The sequence below is a fragment of the Enterococcus sp. LJL120 genome (assembly GCF_054871765.1).
Window position 1 is genome coordinate 19,154 of the sequence record NZ_JBTXLV010000006.1, and the last position, 16,991, is coordinate 36,144.

General features: G+C 41.2%; 15 protein-coding genes, 1 pseudogene and 1 riboswitch. Of the genes and pseudogenes, 13 read left to right on the top strand and 3 right to left on the bottom strand.

Going from position 1 to position 16,991, the window contains the following annotated elements; translation table 11 throughout:
• Positions 1-74 precede the first annotated feature (74 nt).
• The 12 genes and pseudogenes from ACYSNU_RS10730 (at position 75) to ACYSNU_RS10785 (ending at position 12,722) form a co-directional block, all read left to right on the top strand.
• Positions 75-3,596, top strand: coding sequence for a cell division site-positioning protein MapZ family protein (locus tag ACYSNU_RS10730; RefSeq protein WP_461737203.1), 3,522 nt, complete (start codon positions 75-77; stop codon positions 3,594-3,596).
• A 237-nt stretch (positions 3,597-3,833) separates the two neighbouring features.
• Complete coding sequence (locus ACYSNU_RS10735; RefSeq protein ID WP_461737204.1) at positions 3,834-4,541, top strand: AzlC family ABC transporter permease; 708 nt, start codon at positions 3,834-3,836, stop codon at positions 4,539-4,541.
• On the top strand, positions 4,534-4,854 hold the full coding sequence (locus tag ACYSNU_RS10740; RefSeq protein WP_461737205.1) for an AzlD domain-containing protein: 321 nt from the start codon (positions 4,534-4,536) through the stop codon (positions 4,852-4,854). The genes ACYSNU_RS10735 and ACYSNU_RS10740 overlap by 8 nt, the downstream gene beginning before the upstream one ends.
• A 16-nt stretch (positions 4,855-4,870) precedes the next feature.
• The gene (locus ACYSNU_RS10745; protein ID WP_461737206.1) at positions 4,871-5,734 is read left to right on the top strand and encodes a CvfB family protein; all 864 of its coding nucleotides are present in this window, start codon (positions 4,871-4,873) and stop codon (positions 5,732-5,734) included.
• 107 nt (positions 5,735-5,841) lie between these two features.
• A complete protein-coding gene (gene fur / locus ACYSNU_RS10750; protein ID WP_265460173.1) occupies positions 5,842-6,333 on the top strand; it encodes a ferric iron uptake transcriptional regulator in 492 nt (163 codons plus the stop codon).
• 97 nt (positions 6,334-6,430) lie between these two features.
• On the top strand, positions 6,431-7,321 hold the full coding sequence (gene xerD / locus ACYSNU_RS10755; protein WP_461737207.1) for a site-specific tyrosine recombinase XerD: 891 nt from the start codon (positions 6,431-6,433) through the stop codon (positions 7,319-7,321).
• Between the two features lie 36 nt (positions 7,322-7,357).
• Positions 7,358-8,116 (top strand): segregation/condensation protein A, encoded by a 759-nt coding sequence (locus tag ACYSNU_RS10760; RefSeq protein WP_461737208.1) that lies wholly within the window; start codon positions 7,358-7,360, stop codon positions 8,114-8,116.
• Positions 8,109-8,717, top strand: a pseudogene (gene scpB / locus ACYSNU_RS10765) (SMC-Scp complex subunit ScpB); the annotation flags it as partial. The gene ACYSNU_RS10760 and the pseudogene scpB, both read left to right, overlap by 8 nt.
• 240 nt (positions 8,718-8,957) lie before the next feature.
• On the top strand, positions 8,958-9,674 hold the full coding sequence (locus ACYSNU_RS10770) for a pseudouridine synthase (protein WP_461737209.1): 717 nt from the start codon (positions 8,958-8,960) through the stop codon (positions 9,672-9,674).
• Between the two features lie 83 nt (positions 9,675-9,757).
• Positions 9,758-9,883, top strand: a riboswitch (FMN riboswitch).
• A gap of 129 nt (positions 9,884-10,012) precedes the next feature.
• Entirely contained in the window at positions 10,013-10,609 is a 597-nt protein-coding gene (locus ACYSNU_RS10775) for an ECF transporter S component (RefSeq protein WP_461737210.1), read from the top strand.
• A gap of 180 nt (positions 10,610-10,789) precedes the next feature.
• Positions 10,790-12,259, top strand: coding sequence for a UDP-N-acetylmuramoyl-L-alanyl-D-glutamate--2,6-diaminopimelate ligase (locus ACYSNU_RS10780; RefSeq protein WP_461737211.1), 1,470 nt, complete (start codon positions 10,790-10,792; stop codon positions 12,257-12,259).
• A 121-nt stretch (positions 12,260-12,380) separates the two neighbouring features.
• Entirely contained in the window at positions 12,381-12,722 is a 342-nt protein-coding gene (locus ACYSNU_RS10785; protein ID WP_461737212.1) for a carboxymuconolactone decarboxylase family protein, read from the top strand.
• A gap of 46 nt (positions 12,723-12,768) precedes the next feature.
• Here the strand turns inward: ACYSNU_RS10785 and ACYSNU_RS10790 are convergent, their stop codons facing one another.
• On the bottom strand, positions 12,769-12,969 hold the full coding sequence (locus ACYSNU_RS10790) for a hypothetical protein (RefSeq protein WP_461737213.1): 201 nt from the start codon (positions 12,967-12,969) through the stop codon (positions 12,769-12,771).
• A gap of 406 nt (positions 12,970-13,375) precedes the next feature.
• On the opposite strand from ACYSNU_RS10790, the gene ACYSNU_RS10795 reads away from it, so the two are divergent.
• Positions 13,376-14,272 carry a phosphate ABC transporter substrate-binding protein PstS family protein gene (locus ACYSNU_RS10795; RefSeq protein WP_461737214.1) on the top strand — a complete coding sequence of 299 codons (897 nt, stop codon included), beginning with the start codon at positions 13,376-13,378 and terminating at the stop codon, positions 14,270-14,272.
• Positions 14,273-14,508: 236 nt separating this feature from the next.
• On the opposite strand, the gene ACYSNU_RS10800 is transcribed toward ACYSNU_RS10795, so the two are convergent.
• The gene (locus tag ACYSNU_RS10800; RefSeq protein ID WP_461737215.1) at positions 14,509-16,275 is read right to left on the bottom strand and encodes a sensor histidine kinase; all 1,767 of its coding nucleotides are present in this window, start codon (positions 16,273-16,275) and stop codon (positions 14,509-14,511) included.
• Positions 16,272-16,988, bottom strand: coding sequence for a response regulator transcription factor (locus tag ACYSNU_RS10805; protein ID WP_461737486.1), 717 nt, complete (start codon positions 16,986-16,988; stop codon positions 16,272-16,274). The genes ACYSNU_RS10800 and ACYSNU_RS10805 overlap by 4 nt, the downstream gene beginning before the upstream one ends.
• Between the last annotated feature and the right edge of the window lie 3 nt (positions 16,989-16,991).

The window sequence follows — 16,991 nt, forward strand, 5'->3', positions numbered from 1 at the left end:
TTATCTTAAAGCAACTTTATAGACCAGAAAAACTATGCTACATTAAAAATTAGTGATGAGGGGAGCGCATAGTGTTGCAGGATAATTATTGCCCAGCCTGTGGTTATGAATATTCTGGCGATTTAGCTTACTGTCCGATTTGCGGCTATCCGTTATGGGAATTAGCGGCGGCTGATGACAATGAAGTCCCTAGCGAAATTAAGCCAGCTGCTCCAGCAGTGACTAAGCCAGCGCCGACTCCTGATCAAGTTTCTTGGTCAGATACCGATCTGATTCAAGCTAGCAATTTATTAAGTAGTCTGCAGGATACAGCGCCTACTGATTTACCTGAAATAATTGCAATCAATCCTCATAAACGAGTGGGCAATCGACCGTCAGTAAAATCTTCTGATGGGCAAAGGGTTAAGGAAACTGAGGAATCAGAAAAAGTTGATTTGGTACATAATGCAGCAGACATTACCCTGGCTGCCCAAATGATTTCCGCCCAAAAAGCACTATTTGAGCACCTGCCGGTAAACAGACTGCCTGTTAAACGCAAACTTTATCCGCCAACTCTTTTTGCTGAAGAAGCAAATAGCAGGGAAAAAGCGGATGTTATTCAAACGAATCCCCCCGGCTTGTTCGGCGGGATGCAAGAAGCTGCTAACGGTAAGAATGAGCAGCCAGTAGAACATAATAGCCAAAATAATATAGTAGAAAATCAAAAAGAAGGTGAACTCCGCCAGATGAGTAAGAAGAAAAAGAAAGCTGCAGCGAAGACTCCAGAGGAATTGAAGTCAGAAGAAAACAAAACAGCTGCTGATAAGACCGATAAAAACCAAATCGATGCCTCCAAGACTGATACAAAGGCTGACCAAGATAACCTAGAGACTAAAGCGCCAAACGAGCCTAATTCAGACAAAGATTCTGAAATGAAAGAAACACCGATTAATGATGATATTCAGTGGTCTGAATTTGAAGAGATGCCAATTGGTTCCGTTAAAGAAATTCTTGATGAAGACTTAAATGATGCTGAAACTAAAGAATCCGCCGCTAATGAAAACGGCTTAAGCAAATTTTCTCCAGAGGCTTCTGTGGAAGAAGAACCCGAAGAAACTGCCAATCTGGAAAAGCGGGGCACAAAATCGGAGTCCAAGCAAGCTGACAGAGCATCAGCTAAGCCTAAAAAACTGACAGCCAAAGAAATTGTTGCCCAAGCTCAATTGCGGCAAAGCGAGCAGGATACTGAAGAGGAGTCAGCGAACCATATCTTAGCCCAGTACATGAAGGAACATCGTCATGAATATACGGCCGAAGAAGTTGCTGAAATTGAAGAAGAGCAAGCCGCTCAGAATCGTCAAAGTAGCTTAGAAGATAAGCTCGATGAAGAAGTGCCTGAGAAAGAACAATCCCTCACTCCTTCAGGTTCAGCAGAAATCAGTAGTGAAGAGATTGTAGCAGTTAACGAGGTAGATAATAACAGTCAAGCAGTAGAAATGACTGAATTTAAAGAGGTTCAAGAAGTATCAGAGGAAAGTTCTGCATCAGTTGAGGAGAGTACTCCAGTTGGCTCAGCTTCAGATGACAGCGAGGAGCAAAATAGCGAAGTAGCTGCTGAAACTGAGGACTCTGTAACAGAAGCTAATGAAACAAGCGAATCTACTGAACAAAAGCCAACAGGTGAACCTCTTCAAAATGAGAACAACGAGCCAAAAGGCGATACTCCAGCGAAGAAAACAGATAAAAATTTACAGGTGAATATCCAAGATTTATCTGATACCGACCAGGTTGCATCTGTCACACCTGAGGAAACTCAGGAAGAGTCGGCGGCTGACAAGTCAGAGACATCGGCTGATCAAGCACCTAAGTTTTCAATTAAAGACAAGCTGCCAGTTTTTGGCGAAAAAGAATTGGCCATTGAAAAAGCGAAGGTTGAGGCTGAGTTAGCCGAAATTGCTGCCAAAGAAGCGGCAGCTAAAAAAGCAACCGAAGAAGCGGAAAAAGCCAAGGTGGAACGAGTGGCCCAAGCCGTCGAAAATGCGGAGACCGTCAAACGTGAAAAAGAATTTGAACGTTTGATTCAAGAAAAAGAAGCTGAGGATGCCCGGATTGCAGCAGAACGGGAACAAGCTCGTCTGGCTAGAGAGCAGGCCAAAGCTGAGGCAGAGGCGCAGCAGCCGATGGATGATGCGACACCAACGCCAATTGAACCAGCAGAAACACCACAAAAACCAAGCTCAGCACCAGAAAAATCGGTCTTCCCTGAACGGAAAGCTGACTCTGAGCGTAAGATTGAGAAGATGGGCAAAGCTTCAGAGAATAATTCAGAGAATGATTCTGATAAACAGCCTAAACGCAAAGCTTCTGAGACAGTAGCAGAGGATGCCATTCCAAAACGTACCAGTAGTGCTAATCGTAAAAAATGGATTTATGCTGGAGTTGCGGCAGTTGTTTTATTAGGAGCAGTTGGTGCTGGCTATGCCTATCAGCAAAATGCAGCCAATCAAGAACAAGCCACTCAAGAGTCGATTACCAATGCAATTGATGACTTGGAAACACAATTGGCAGATTATTATACTGATGATAGCCAAGTGTTTATCAACCCTGAGATGGTCAGCAATGATTTAGACAGCTTGAAGGCAAGCATTGATGAATATGAAAGCTCAGATCGTTATGACGCTTTAGTTACAGATTATGATCAAGTAGCAGAAAAAGTCAGCAGCATTCGCAGTATCAATAATTTATTCACCACGCCAATTATTAATGGCGATGCTTTGGCTGAAAATCCTTTATTAGCTTCTAATAGTCCGATTACAGTTACTGAAGCTAGCGGAACAGATGGCTTGAGTACGTTATTGAATCAAGCTTTAGCTGAAGCTAATAGTCAATATCAAACCTTACAGGCTGCTATTCAAGCAGTGGCAGTTGTCTATGCTGATGGCGCTGTCGTCAGTGGTGCCACAACCGAACAATTTAACAACGCTACAGCAGCTGTGGCAGCTGTTCAAAATCAAGAATTGGTGACGGATTTATTGAGCCAATTAGAAGAAGTCAACACTGCTTTAAACGGCGCAACAAATGAAGGCGATAATAACGGAGGTAGCACAGCTAGCGATTCCGGTACGACTTCAGGTGGCGGCAGTTCAACAGAAAGTGCCAGCGGTTCAACCTCTGGCGGCTCTACAAGTTCTGGCTCAAGTAGTGGTAGCTCTGGTTCAAACTCAGCTAGCGGCTCCAACGCAGCCAGCACACCATCCTATTCTGGAAATACATCTTATACGGTTGGTGATGGCGGTGCGTTAGTTGGCTTTGTGATGAATGATAATGGCCAACCGATTGTCGAATCAAACCCGACTGACATTGCTAACACAACAGATAGCGCTTGGACTTGGGGCAGTGGCATTCAAGAAAAAGTTTTGAATGTCTGCCGTGAACGAGGCTATTTCAGCGGTGATAATTATGCGTTTGAACCGGCCTTAATTGTGGATGGTGATGGCTTTTATAATCTATATCGTGTTGAAAGCAACGGCTCCAGAACCTATCTAGTCACAGTTAACTGTAAGACAAGTTGGTTTAAAGGAAATGGTCCTGGTGGTCCCAACACCAGAGTGAATTAAATATAAGTTTAAAGATCGTGACATTAGTCAAAATAGATAGCTAACACAAGGGCTGCTTATGGATGTTTTTACCTTAAAAAAGTAGACAACCTGGTAAATGGAGCAATTGGTTATTATCTGTTGTCTGGGCTGATGGTGCGGTCTTTTCTTTTTGTGAAAATCTGATCGGTTTTTTCTTGCACACACCATCTTTCTTCGGTAATATATGGAAATAACGGGAAGAAGAGGGTTGTTTAAATGGAGATAACAAAGGAGTATCAAACGTTTCAACAGGGAATTAAAGATTGTCTGCCAACTGTTTTAGGCTACATCGGCATTGGGATTGCCGCTGGCGTCGTCGGAAAAGGTGTCGGTTTATCTGTCATGGAAATTATGCTGATGTCGGTTTTTATTTACGCAGGCAGTGCTCAATTTATAATCAGCGGTATGCTGGCGCTTCAGACACCGGTTTTAGCCATTATTTTAACGACTTTTTTAGTGAATCTGCGGCATTTTTTGATGAGCATGTCGGTGGCCAATCATTTTAAAAAAGCCCCATTGGTAAAAAGCATCGGCATTGGGACTTTGCTGACGGATGAGTCTTATGGAGTTTTGGCAACGGTCATCAGTAAAGGCAATCAGGTTTCAGTAGCTTGGACCAATGGGTTAAATGTCACAGCTTATTTAGCTTGGATTTTAGCAACAGGCTTAGGCGGTTTTTTGGGGGGGATTTTACCTGATCCAGAAATATTAGGTTTGGACTTTGCTCTGACTGCGATGTTTGTCGGCTTGTTTGCCCTACAGGCCGTAACGCCCCTCAAGCAAAAAACCAGACAAACCTTGATGATTATTTTAGTTGTTTGTGTTAGTTTATATGTGGCGATGGCCTTTGTCTCAGCAGAATTAGCTGTTATTTTAGCGACTTTAATCGGTTGTTTAGTAGGGACGGTGACCGGTGATGAGTAATTATTTTTTGATTATGTTGGTGGGCTGTTGTATAGTGACTTGGATACCACGGATTGTGCCATTTGTAATTTCTAAAAAAATGGTCTTCCCCAACTGGCTGGAAAGATTTTTAAGCTACCTGCCCCTGTGTATTTTAACAGCGTTGCTGCTGCAAAGTGTTCTAGAGTATCGAGAAGGTGCCTTTCCAGGCTTAAAGGGCTTAGAATTTCTGGCTTGTCTGCCGACCTTAATTGTTGCAATGCGGACTAAGGATTTGATGAAAACGGTGATTGTCGGGATTGTGACAATTGCCTTATTGAGATTTATTTTATAAAAGCGGAGGATTAAAAATGAACGAATTGTTAGCGACGGTCTTTACGGGACTGATTACCGATGAAAATGAAGACTATTATTTTCTACAAAAAAATGGGATGACTTTTCAATTAGATAAAAAAGAAGGCAGCCATCAACTTGGAGATGCAGTAGAGGGCTTTGGTTTTATTAATCAAAAGCATCAAGCAGCTATTACAACGAAAATTCCGGCTGCCGGCATTGGCAAATATGCCTTTGGCGAAGTGACGGGCACAAGAAAAGATTTAGGAGCCTTTGTGGATATTGGCTTACCAGATAAAGATGTGGTTGTTTCCTTAGACGAGCTGCCAACGATGCGGGAATTATGGCCTAAAACTGGCGATCGTTTAATGGTCGGTTTAAAAGTTGATGCCAAAGATCGCATCTGGGCAACCTTAGCTGAGGAGAAAATGTTTACCGCAATGAGCCGTCGAGGAACCGAGGAACTGAAAAATAAGGACATTAAAGGGACAATCTATCGTTTGAAATTAATCGGCAGCTATTTGCTAACCGATGATTTTTATATCGGTTTTGTGCATCCTTCAGAACGCTTTACTGAACCCCGCTTAGGTCAAGTGGTGGAGGGACGAGTAATTGGTGTGCGTCCGGATGGTGTTTTAAACATGTCCTTAAAACCACGGGCTCATGAAACCATCAGTGATGATGCGGCCATGATTTTGGTGGTCTTAGAGCGTTCAGCTGAAAAACGAATTCCCTTTACAGATAAATCTGATCCCGAAGAAATTAAACGGACCTTTGGCATCAGTAAAGGCCAATTCAAGCGAGCTATTGGCAATTTATTGAAGAATAAAAAAATCAAACAAGAAGACGGCTTCACTATTTTAATTGAAAAATCTAATTGAGAATTGCTTGCTATTTATCGGCGCTTATTTTATAATTGTTTTAATCTATCAACGAGATTATTCGAATTAATTTAAAATAATTATAATCTGGAAAGCGGAGGAGAAAGATGAATACAGCATTAGCCTTGAAAAAAACCAAAAAACAATTGCATGAATCGGGCTTTAAGTTGACTCCTCAGCGAGAAGCCACCTTACTGGTACTTCTTGAAAATGAAAAAGATCATATGTCTGCCGAAGAAATTTATTTTTTAGTCAAACAAAAAAATTCTGAGATTGGTTTAGCCACCGTCTATCGGACTTTAGAAATTTTAACGGATTTAAAAATTGTCGACAAGGTCAGCTTCAATGATGGCTTGGCCCGTTATGATTTGCGAAAAGAGGGCGCTCAACATTTCCATCATCATCTTTTATGTTTAGAATGTGGAAATATTGAAGAGGTGGAAGAAGACTTACTTTTAGGTGTTGAACAAATTGTCGAGGAGCGTTTTCATTTTCTTGTGAAAGATCATCGGCTAACCTTCCACGGTATTTGTCAAGATTGCCAGCAAAAACAAGCAGCCGCGAAATTAGCTGCAAAAACGCAAGAGGCATCTGTCTAATTCAGGCAGATGTTTTTATTTGCCGACAAATCGTTGAGGGTGCTATTTTTTTTGGCTTTTTTTTGCTAAAATAGAAAGGTTGAAGGTGGTGAAGGCGTTGGAGGATCAGATTAAAGATTATTTGCAGTATTTGACGATTGAGCGGGGCTTGTCGTTAAATACTCGGGTCAGTTATCAACGAGATTTGCAACATTATTATCAGTTCCTGCAGGAAAAAAACATTACAACTTGGTCGGCGGTTGACCGCTTTGTGGTGCTGGATTTTTTGCAAAAATTAAAAGAAGATGGTTTGGCTGCGGCTTCGATTACCCGCATGGTCTCAACCTTGCGGCGTTTTCATCAATTTTTACGGCAGGAGCGTTTTGTCGATCACGATCCGATGCAACACATTGATTCACCAAAAAAAAATCAAAAATTACCCAATACTCTTAGCATTGAAGAGGTTGAACGGTTGATTGAAACGCCGGATACAACCAAAACATTAGGAATTCGCGATCGGGCCATTTTAGAAGTAATGTATGCCACCGGTTTGCGAGTGAGTGAATTAATTGGCCTGCGCTTAGGCAATTTACATTTGGCGATGGGTTTAATTCAAACGATTGGTAAAGGCGATAAGGAAAGAATTATTCCGCTAGGGGATTATGCGATTCACTGGGTGGAGCGTTACCTACAGGAAGCTCGCCCGCTCTTAACTAAAAAGCATCCCGATGAAACTTTTCTTTTTGTTAACAGTCATGGAACAGGATTATCACGGCAAGGTATTTGGAAAAATTTAAAGGCGCTAGTGCGAGAGGCTGGCATCACAAAAACGGTCACACCCCATACTTTACGCCATAGTTTTGCTACCCATTTGCTGGAAAATGGAGCTGACTTGCGGACGGTACAGGAGTTGTTAGGTCATGCTGATATCTCTACAACGCAAATTTATACCCATATTACCAAAAAACGGATGACAGATGTCTATAAAGAATATTTTCCGCGGGCTTGAAGGTTGCACTAGTCTCAAGCTCAAAAGGAGTTTACTGTGGAAGAAATAAAAGTAAAATTAGATGTATTTGAAGGTCCTCTGGATCTGCTGTTGCATTTAATCAAAAAGTTTGAAATTGATATTTACGATATTCCGATTGCCGAGGTGACGGAACAATATATGCATTATATTCATACGATGAAAACCTTGGAATTGGAACTGGCTGGCGAGTATATCGTGATGGCGGCAACTTTGATGGCAATTAAAAGTCAAATGCTGCTGCCAAAACCCGAATTGGAAATTGATCCTGATGAAGAAATCGAAGGGGAAGATCCGCGGGATGCTTTAGTGGCGCAACTCTTGGAGTATCGCAAATTTAAATATGCAGCGGAGGTCCTTTCGGAAAAGGCCGAAGAGCGCAGTTTGTATTTTACTAAAGAACCGATGGATATTTCTTCTTATCAAGAAAAACCAGATCAGCGGCCAACAGTCCAATTGAACACAATAGACTTGTTTTTTGCTTTCCATCAAATGTTGGAAAAACGTCGGAAAAAGCAGCCGTTGGAAACCACCATTACCTCGGATAATATTTCGATTGAAGAAAAGATGGCTTATATTGAAACCAAGTTAAAAAAAGTGCCCAAGACCGGTCAGAAATTTGAAACATTTTTTACTAGTTTTACCAAAGCTGACATTGTAACAACTTTTATGGCCCTTTTGGAATTGATGAAAGGCGGCGTGATTCGCGCCGAACAATCGGGAAATTATAGTCAAATTACCCTTTTTCCGATTGATAGGAGTATAGAAAATGAGTAAATTACGAGATTTGGAAGCCCTGCTATTTGTCGTCGGTGAGGAGGGCATTGGCTTAGAGGAACTTAGTTATCTGTTGGAAATAGATACTGCCGATGTCTATCAGTCTTTAGATGAATTAAAGCAGTTGTATTATGAAAATAAAAACAGTGCGTTGAATATTTTAGAAACCGGCAATCATTTTATCTTGACGACTAAAAAAGAAATGTCGCCGCTGTTGAAGCGTTATGCTCAATCACCTGCTTCCAATAAATTATCCCAAGCGGCTTTGGAAACATTATCGATCATCGCCTACAAACAGCCGATTACCCGGGTGCAGATTGATGAAATCCGCGGAGTCCAATCCAGCGGGGCCGTTCAAAAGTTAGTAGCTAATCAATTAATCGCAGAAAAAGGTCGTGTGGAGGGCCCCGGTCGAGCAATTTTATATGGGACAACGGAGTTCTTTATGGATTACTTTGCGCTAAAATCTTTGGAGGAATTACCGCCTATCGATGGTATGGAAGAACAATTGGAGGCAGAGATGCCCTTTGATTTATTCTTTGAGCGCTATAATAAAAGCGACTTAGCTTATGAAGAGGATGCAGTGAAGGATGAACAGGCTACCACTGATGTAGCAGAAGAAATAAATTCTGCTACAGCCGATGGAACCGAAATTACTGAGAATGCGGCTGACGAGGATGCCACAGAAAAGGCTACGGACAAAGCCAATGCCTCTGACATAGCAAAGTCTAATCAGACAGTGGCGAGCGAAAAGGACCAGCTGCAATCTGACCTACTTGAAGAAACTTCTGAGGAAGAATAAAAATAAAATGCAATAAAATTCCTGAGGAGGAAAATGAATATGGAAAGATTACAAAAAGTTATCGCTCATGCGGGTATCGCTTCACGACGCAAAGCTGAAGAATATATTTTACAAGGACGGGTCAAAGTTAACGGCAAATTAGTGACCGAGCTTGGAGTCCAAGTCGCAAAAGGCGATCAAGTAGAGGTAGATGGGGTGCCGATTACCCAAGAAGATTATGTTTATTATTTACTAAATAAACCTCGCGGCTATATATCGTCAGTTACAGATGACAAAGAACGCAAAGTTGTCACTGATTTGATTCCAGATGAAACGCGCCGGATTTATCCAGTGGGGCGTTTGGATTATGATACAACCGGATTGTTATTATTAACCAATGATGGTGAGCTGGCCAACTTATTAACCCATCCGAAACATGAAGTAGACAAGGTCTATGTGGCAAAAGTCAAAGGCATTGCAACTAAGCCAGATTTGATGCCTTTAACCCGAGGCGTGCGCATCGAAGGGAAGAAAACAGCGCCGGCACGTTTTGATATTATTTCTACCGATCATAAGACTAGCACGAGTATTGTGCAGCTGACCATTCACGAAGGACGCAACCATCAAGTGAAAAACATGCTGCAGGCAGTTGGGTTTCCCGTTCAAAAATTAAAACGGGAGCAATACGGTCCGCTGACACTTAAGGGAGTTCAAACCGGTCAATTTCGCGAATTAAGTCATAAAGAAGTCAACCAACTTAAGGAGCAAGTGAAATAATTCACTTTTTTGAAACAAAAAGGTTGTAATTTTTTGGACAACTTGTATAATTAAAGATGTAATAAAAATAAAATATGAACGAGGTTCGTCTTCAGGGGCAGGGTGTAATTCCCGACCGGTGGTTATAGTCCACGAGCTGCTTTTTACCAAAGCGGCCGAATCGGTGTAATTCCGATACCGACAGTATAGTCTGGATAAAGAAGATAGGGCTTATTTGAATTAGATTGTTAATCAGATAACTCTATTTTTTCCTGTGGAAAAAATGGAGTTTTTTATTTTGATTTACGACTGATTTGATAGGTTCGTTGAAGATGAGTCCTTGCACTAGGAGGATTTCAATGAAAAGCAATCGTGTTCAAAAAATGGTGGTTGTCGCAATGTTGGCGGCGATGGCGACAGTGTTACAAACCGTACTGGAAATTCCAGTCATTCCAGCCTTCAGTTTTATGAAAATTGATTTTAGTGATTTACCAGTGATGATTAGTATGTTTTTATTTGGTCCAATGGCGGGCATTGCAACGGCACTGATTCGTTCAATCGTCCACTTATCAATTACAGGATTCAGCGTTCCCAATATGATTGGCGATGCAGCATCCTTCCTTGCAACAACAGTCTTCACGCTACCCATGTATTATTTCTTTAATCATGGTGCTGGCAAAATTAAAAATAAAGCCGCTGGAGTATTTACCGGTATCCTTTGCTTAACTATTTTTATGAGTATCGCAAATTATTTTGTGATTACGCCGATGTATCTACACTTCTTCGGTCTTAATCTAGGTATGAGCATTGGCCAATACATTTTAGTTGGTGTTGTACCATTTAATATCATTAAGGGTGGTATCGTCAGCGCCGTCTTCTTGGTACTATACACGAATCTATTTCCATGGTTATCGCGGCAACAAAAAACAATTAAAAATCATAGTATGATTAAATAAATCTATGAGACTCAAAAGCTAATCACCTGTCCCGTGACTTGGCTTTTGAGTTTTTTTATTTTGCGGTGAATTTATCAGGATTAAAAACTTTTTCAAGAAAAAAATCAACACTACTCATTCCCTTTAATTTTGGTATAATGAAAGCTATAAAAATCAAAAATTAGAATTAGGTGAATGGAAATGAGATTATCAGAATTATTGTCCCGGGTTTTAGTCAATTCTCTAGAAAATATCACTGAAGAAAATTTAGATATGTTGGATATTAAAGGCGTGGCTCAGGATACCCGCAAAACCAAACAAGGATTTTTATTTGTTTGTATTGAGGGCTATACTGTTGACGGCCACAAATTTGTCAAACAAGCAGTGGAAGAAGGCGCCATTGCAATTGTCGCTCAAAAACCGATTGAAACAGAGGTGCCGGTAATCTATGTGAAAGATACCAATAAAGCATTACCGCAATTGGCAGCGGCCTTTTATGATTACCCAAGTGAAGCCTTAAAGATGTATGGTGTGACTGGTACTAATGGCAAGACGACTGTTACCCACATGATTGAACATATCTTAAGTGAAGATGGGCGTAAAACTGGTTTAATCGGCACGCTTTATAATCGAGTTGGTGACCGAGTGATTGAAACTGTCAATACAACGCCGGAAGCCGTAACCTTACAGGGTCTATTTGCAGAAATGCGGGATGAAGGGGTCACGGATTGTGTGATGGAAGTCTCCTCCCATGCTTTATATGAAGGGCGGACCTGGGGTGTTGATTTTGATGTGGCAGTCTTTACTAATTTATCCCAAGACCACTTGGACTTTCATAAAACGATGGATAATTATTTCTTAGCAAAAAGTTTATTGTTCTCTCAGCTGGGTAGTTCCTATGCCGGCAAAGAAAAATTTGCCGTAATCAATATTGATGATGAGTATGGTGAGCGGTTAGTGCCACTGACTAGTGCCACGATTGTCAGCTATGGCTGCAATGGTGTCGGGGATGTGCAAGCGGCAAATATTGTAACTAAAGTCGACGGAACTCATTTTGATTTATTAGTCAATGGCGCAAGCTATCCAGTTCGTTTGCCGCAAATTGGTCATTTTAATGTCTACAATGTTCTGGCTGCGGTTGGTGCGACGATTGTTAAAGGGATTGCTCCAGAAACAATTGTGGCGGCTTTGAATACCTTCACTGGTGTTCGGGGACGGATGCAGCTGGTGCCTAATGAGCAAGAAAAGACAATTATTGTTGATTTTGCCCATACACCAGATGGGTTATTAAATGTGTTAGACACTTTAAACACGATTAAAACTGGCAAAATTATCACAGTTGTCGGCTCTGGTGGGGATCGGGATAAAACGAAGCGGCCTAAAATGGCTCAGGCTGCTGCAAAATTAAGTGACTATGTTATCTTCACTTCAGATAATCCGCGGACGGAAGACCCACAAGCGATTATTGATGATATGGTGGCAGGATTAGCCTTCGACGATTTTGAAACGGAAGTTGATCGCCGCAAAGCTATTCAAAAAGCGCTGGCAGCAGCAGATAAAAATGATATTATCTTAATTGCTGGTAAAGGCCATGAAACTTATCAGATTATCGGTACTATTAAATATGATTTTGATGATGTCAAAGTTATTGAAGAATTTTTAGCGGAATAAAGTCTTTGGATTGAACTGAAATAGGTGGCTATTTTGGTTCAATCCTTTTTTTAAAAAAATTTGGATTTGTTTTAAAACCTTAGCTATTTTAGGTAAGGAAAATTTATAAGGAGTGATCAAAATGGATTACAAAGAGGATTACAAGGATTTAGCGAAAACCCAAAGTGCTTTGCGAAGAAACGCCCCTGGACTGATGGGGAAATTTAGTGAAGTAGCCAAAGAAGCTTTAGCCCCAAAACATTTGCCTGCAAAGGTTAAAGAATTGATGGCTCTAGCGATTGGTATTTCCGTGCGTTGTGAAGGTTGTATTTTGGGTCATGTCAGAGACGCCATCAAAGCCGGCGCAACTCTCGAAGAAATATCTGAAACAGTTGAGGTTGCTATTTTAATGGGGGGCGGCCCAGCAACTGCTTATGGTGCCAAGGCGCTCTCAATTGCTGAGTATTTATTTAGTCAGAAATAGATTACTAAAAAATGGTGTGTGACCAGCTAAAGTCACACACCATTTTTTATTTATTATAGAAATTAAACAAACCGCCAATTGTTTTTTCAGGTAGAGCTACTTCTTGACCATCTAAAGTAACTTTGGAAATAGTGTAGTAGTCCTCAATATCGGGGACTTCCAGCTGTTGACGAGCGACAAACTCAGCAGGATTCTTATAGGTTTTAACTTGTTCATTTCTGGCAACGACATAATGGATTTCTAACATTTAAATCAACTTCCTTCAGCTTATTTGAGACTGTGATATTAGTCTTTTAACAGATGAAACCCTTGAACTATATTGTATCTAGCTCTGTGGTCTTGCGAGATAAAAAGTACGTGTGCTCCTGTGGTCCAAGTAGGCCCTCAGTGCAAATTGACAATATCAAGCGGTTTTTATTAGCCATTGTTTGTAAAGTTCGATTTTGTTTCAACTAATAGCTCAGCCTCTTCCTTACAAGATGAGCATAGCACCAGCCTAAAAATTATACGAAAATTTCGTATTGTAAAGAGGACTTAGTTTTCTTTACTTAAAATTTACACGAGTTTACTGCTAATTTACAGAAAGTCTATTCTCTCTTTACATGGGTTTGCTAAACTTTGTTTTGTAATAAAGAAAGGGAGAAAAAAAAATAATGAAAAAAACAATTTTTAGTTTAGTATTTGCAGGAATTCTATTAGCAGGTTGTGGTTCAACAGGAGCAACCGGCGATTCATCTAGTGGGTCATCAGCAACAGGAAGCGGCGACACAGTTCAAATCACAGCTGTTGGTTCAACAGCGTTACAACCATTAGTCGAAGCAGCTGGGGAAGAATTTGCAGCAAATAATGCAAACTATCAAATTTCAGTTCAAGGCGGCGGTAGCGGAACTGGCTTGAGCCAAGTAGAGAGCGGAGCGGTGACAATTGGGAACTCTGATGTCTTCGCTGAAGAAAAAGACGGCGTGGATGCCAGCAAAATTGTGGACCATCAAGTAGCGATTGTCGGCATGGGACCAGTTGTCAACTCTGAAGTTGGTGTGACGGATCTTTCTAAAGATGATTTAGTCAAAATCTTTACCGGCGAAATTACGAATTGGAGCGAAGTCGGCGGAGCAGATCAAGAAATCGTCGTCATTAACCGGGCTAGTGGTTCTGGTACTCGTTCAACTTTTGAAAAATGGGGCTTAGACGGCGCAACACCAATTGAATCACAGGAACAAGATTCTTCTGGTACGGTTCGTCAAATCGTCAGCTCAACACCTGGCGCAATCAGCTACTTAGCTTTTTCATACTTTGATGATTCTTTAACAGCTTTATCAATTGATGGTGTTGAACCAGTTGCCGAAAATGTTGAAGATAACAGCTGGACAATCTGGTCTTATGAGCACATGTATACTAATGGCGAACCGGATGAAGCTGTGCAAGCATTTATCGATTACATCATGAGTGATGATGTTCAAAACGGTATCGTACAAGATTTAGGCTATCTACCAGTAAATTCAATGCAAGTTCAACGTTCTGTTGATGGCGATATTACTGAATTAAACTAATTTTCACCCCCGAAAATAGTTTTGTTTAAAACCTGAAAGACGCAAGTACCCAAAGTGGTAGTTGCGTCTTTTTACGTATTGGTTAAACAAATTAGGGGTTCATTACTAATTTAAAATAAAAGCATTGCGAAAAAAATAGGATGGTTTTAAAAAAAATGTAACGACACCAAAAGTTAAATTAAAAAGCTAACTTAATAGTATCGCTACAAAAAATTTCCTTCCCCTCCCGGTGTGCTTTATAAATGAGTAGGTAGAGTGACAGTAAAAATTGTTTCTTGATTTATGCGGCTGCTGACAGTAACGTGACCACCAAGGGCTGTTGTATATTCCTGCACGATTGCTAAACCAAGACCGGTGCCTCCGGAATCACGGCCACGGGCTTTGTCGACGCGATAAAAGCGCTCAAAAATACGTTCTTGTTCCTCTTCGTCAATTTCAATCCCAATATCTGTGATGGAAAAAGTTAGTTGGGCTGTTGTCAGTTGATATGCAATCGTAATCGTAGTTTCTTCAAAGGAGTAATTAATAGCATTTTCGATTAAATTTTTCACAATTGGATGGAAAAATTTCGGCTGGGTTACAAAATAAGCAGGCTCCGGACCATCGATGGTGATGGTCAAATTTTTCTCAGCAATCTTGCGGCGGTAATTACCGCTGATTGTCGTAAATAATTGATGCAGCTCAACACTTTCGGGTTCGGCCAGAACTGTTTTGCCATCTTGTGACAGCTGAATAATTTCTTGAATCAGCTGCTGCAGCCGTTTGGCATCTTTTTGCATAATCAATAAAAATTCAGTTAAGGTCACTGTATCATCTTTCGCACCATCTAATAAAGTTTCGGTAAAACCAATCAAAGAAGTGACCGGTGTCTTTAATTCATGGGAGACATTGCCGACAAAATCCCGCTGCAATTTTTCTAACTGCTTGACGCGGGTTAAATCATAGGCAATACCAATCAGTTGTGGTGCCTGATTTTCATCTTGGACATAGCGAATCGAAATGTCTAAGACTTGCTCTTTTGGAAACTTTATCTTCAAAATTTCATGGACGAGGGGATGCTCACTGGTCGCTTGGTGAATCAGTCGGATTAATTGCGGATCTTCGATTACATCTGTGTAGACTGTCGTTTCAGCAATTGCTGTGAGGCCCAGATGCTCGCGAATTTTTGGGTTCGCAAATTTTAATTGGTCCTCTTCATCAATAATGAAAACACCAATCATTAAATCATTTAATAAGGTATAAAACTGATTTTCTGTGGAGGTATAAGCTAAGTAAGTGCTGCTCATCTTCTCGCTCAGCTGATTAATCGTCAAATATAATTCTTCCCATTGATTGGAGGCCTCTAAAATATTACTGGCAATTTCGGGATGGTCCACCATTTTTTTTAAGACCGGTAGAACAGTCTCCATCGGCCGATTTTTTTGGCGGATTAGATACAGGACCATCAGGGCGATGATGATAAAGGCAATCGTCAGCACGAATAAAATGGATCGCCGAAAATTTTCCGCTGAACTGGCAAAGCCAACAGTTGTCTCAGAAATTCTTAAAATACCGATGCGCTGATTGTCCAGGGTAACTGGCAGAGCAACATAAAGTAGTTCTTCTCCTAAAGTAGCGCTTTGGCGCAACGAGGAGCCTAAAGAATTTCCAGATAAAATAGCCTGAATCTCTGGTCGATCATTGCGCTCTCCCATTAGCGTTGGGTCGTAGCTGTCATATAAAATCGTGCCGTCACGGTCCATCAAGGTAATGCGCTCGGTCTCATCTGTCACAAAATCATTGAGCATTTGTTTGATTTCATCAGTCACCTCAAGGCCTTCATCAATCGTTCGGTTTTCTAACTGAGTGACAATCAAGCTGCCGTTTTTTTGCAAATATTCGGTTTGCTGCTGGATGACCTCTTCTTTAAAGAAATGATTGATGGTCAGCCAGCTGCCGATAAACAAAAGTAAGACGACGACTAGACTGAGGACAAACTCAAAACGTTTCCGCTGAGTTCTCATTTTTTTGGCTCCTGAAAACGGTAGCCGAAGCCGCGAACGGTTTGGAGGTATTCTGGATGCTTCGGATCTTTTTCGATTTTTTCCCGCAGGTGGGAGACGTGGACATCGACAATTCGGCTTTGTCCGGCAAAATCAAATTGCCAAATTCGATTTAATAAAGTATCTCGGTCAATTACCCGGTCTTTGCGCTTCATAAAGTAAACCAAAAGTTCAAACTCTTTTGGGGTCAAAATGATTTCTTGATTGTTAACTAACACTTTGAAATTGGAGAGTTCAGCCCTGATGCCGCCCACCTGTAGCCACTCCTCTTCATCATCAAAGGGCTTTTCTGCTGATGCCGTTTCCCGCGGTTCTACTCGCCGGAAAATGGCCTTCATGCGGGCTAAAACTTCCCTTGGGCTGAAGGGCTTGGTCAGATAGTCATCGGCACCCATTTCTAAGCCTAAAATGCGGTCAATTTGGTCGTCTTTAGCCGTCAGCATCAAAATCGGTGTATCAATTTTTTCTTGACGCAAGCGCTTAGTGACCTCCATACCATCTAAGCCTGGCAGCATGATATCTAAAATAATAAAATCAAAGGGTTCACTCAACGCTAGCTCCAAAGCTGAGCGGCCATTTTCAGCAGTGGTGACGTGATAGCCTTCTTTTTCCAAATTGAATTTTAGTAAAGTGGAAATTGACGGCTCGTCATCCACAACCAATACTTTTTTCACATC

Bases quoted from the DNA above. Each gene is read 5' to 3' on its own strand.
- ACYSNU_RS10775 (WP_461737210.1), top strand. From the start codon at position 10,013: ATGAAAAGCAATCGTGTTCAAAAAATGGTGGTTGTCGCAATGTTGGCG.
- ACYSNU_RS10740 (WP_461737205.1), top strand. From the start codon at position 4,534: ATGAGTAATTATTTTTTGATTATGTTGGTGGGCTGTTGTATAGTGACT.
- ACYSNU_RS10770 (WP_461737209.1), top strand. From the start codon at position 8,958: ATGGAAAGATTACAAAAAGTTATCGCTCATGCGGGTATCGCTTCACGA.
- ACYSNU_RS10735 (WP_461737204.1), top strand. From the start codon at position 3,834: ATGGAGATAACAAAGGAGTATCAAACGTTTCAACAGGGAATTAAAGAT.
- fur (WP_265460173.1), top strand. From the start codon at position 5,842: ATGAATACAGCATTAGCCTTGAAAAAAACCAAAAAACAATTGCATGAA.
- ACYSNU_RS10780 (WP_461737211.1), top strand. From the start codon at position 10,790: ATGAGATTATCAGAATTATTGTCCCGGGTTTTAGTCAATTCTCTAGAA.
- ACYSNU_RS10800 (WP_461737215.1), bottom strand. From the start codon at position 16,275: ATGAGAACTCAGCGGAAACGTTTTGAGTTTGTCCTCAGTCTAGTCGTC.
- ACYSNU_RS10785 (WP_461737212.1), top strand. From the start codon at position 12,381: ATGGATTACAAAGAGGATTACAAGGATTTAGCGAAAACCCAAAGTGCT.
- ACYSNU_RS10790 (WP_461737213.1), bottom strand. From the start codon at position 12,969: ATGTTAGAAATCCATTATGTCGTTGCCAGAAATGAACAAGTTAAAACC.
- ACYSNU_RS10795 (WP_461737214.1), top strand. From the start codon at position 13,376: ATGAAAAAAACAATTTTTAGTTTAGTATTTGCAGGAATTCTATTAGCA.
- ACYSNU_RS10745 (WP_461737206.1), top strand. From the start codon at position 4,871: ATGAACGAATTGTTAGCGACGGTCTTTACGGGACTGATTACCGATGAA.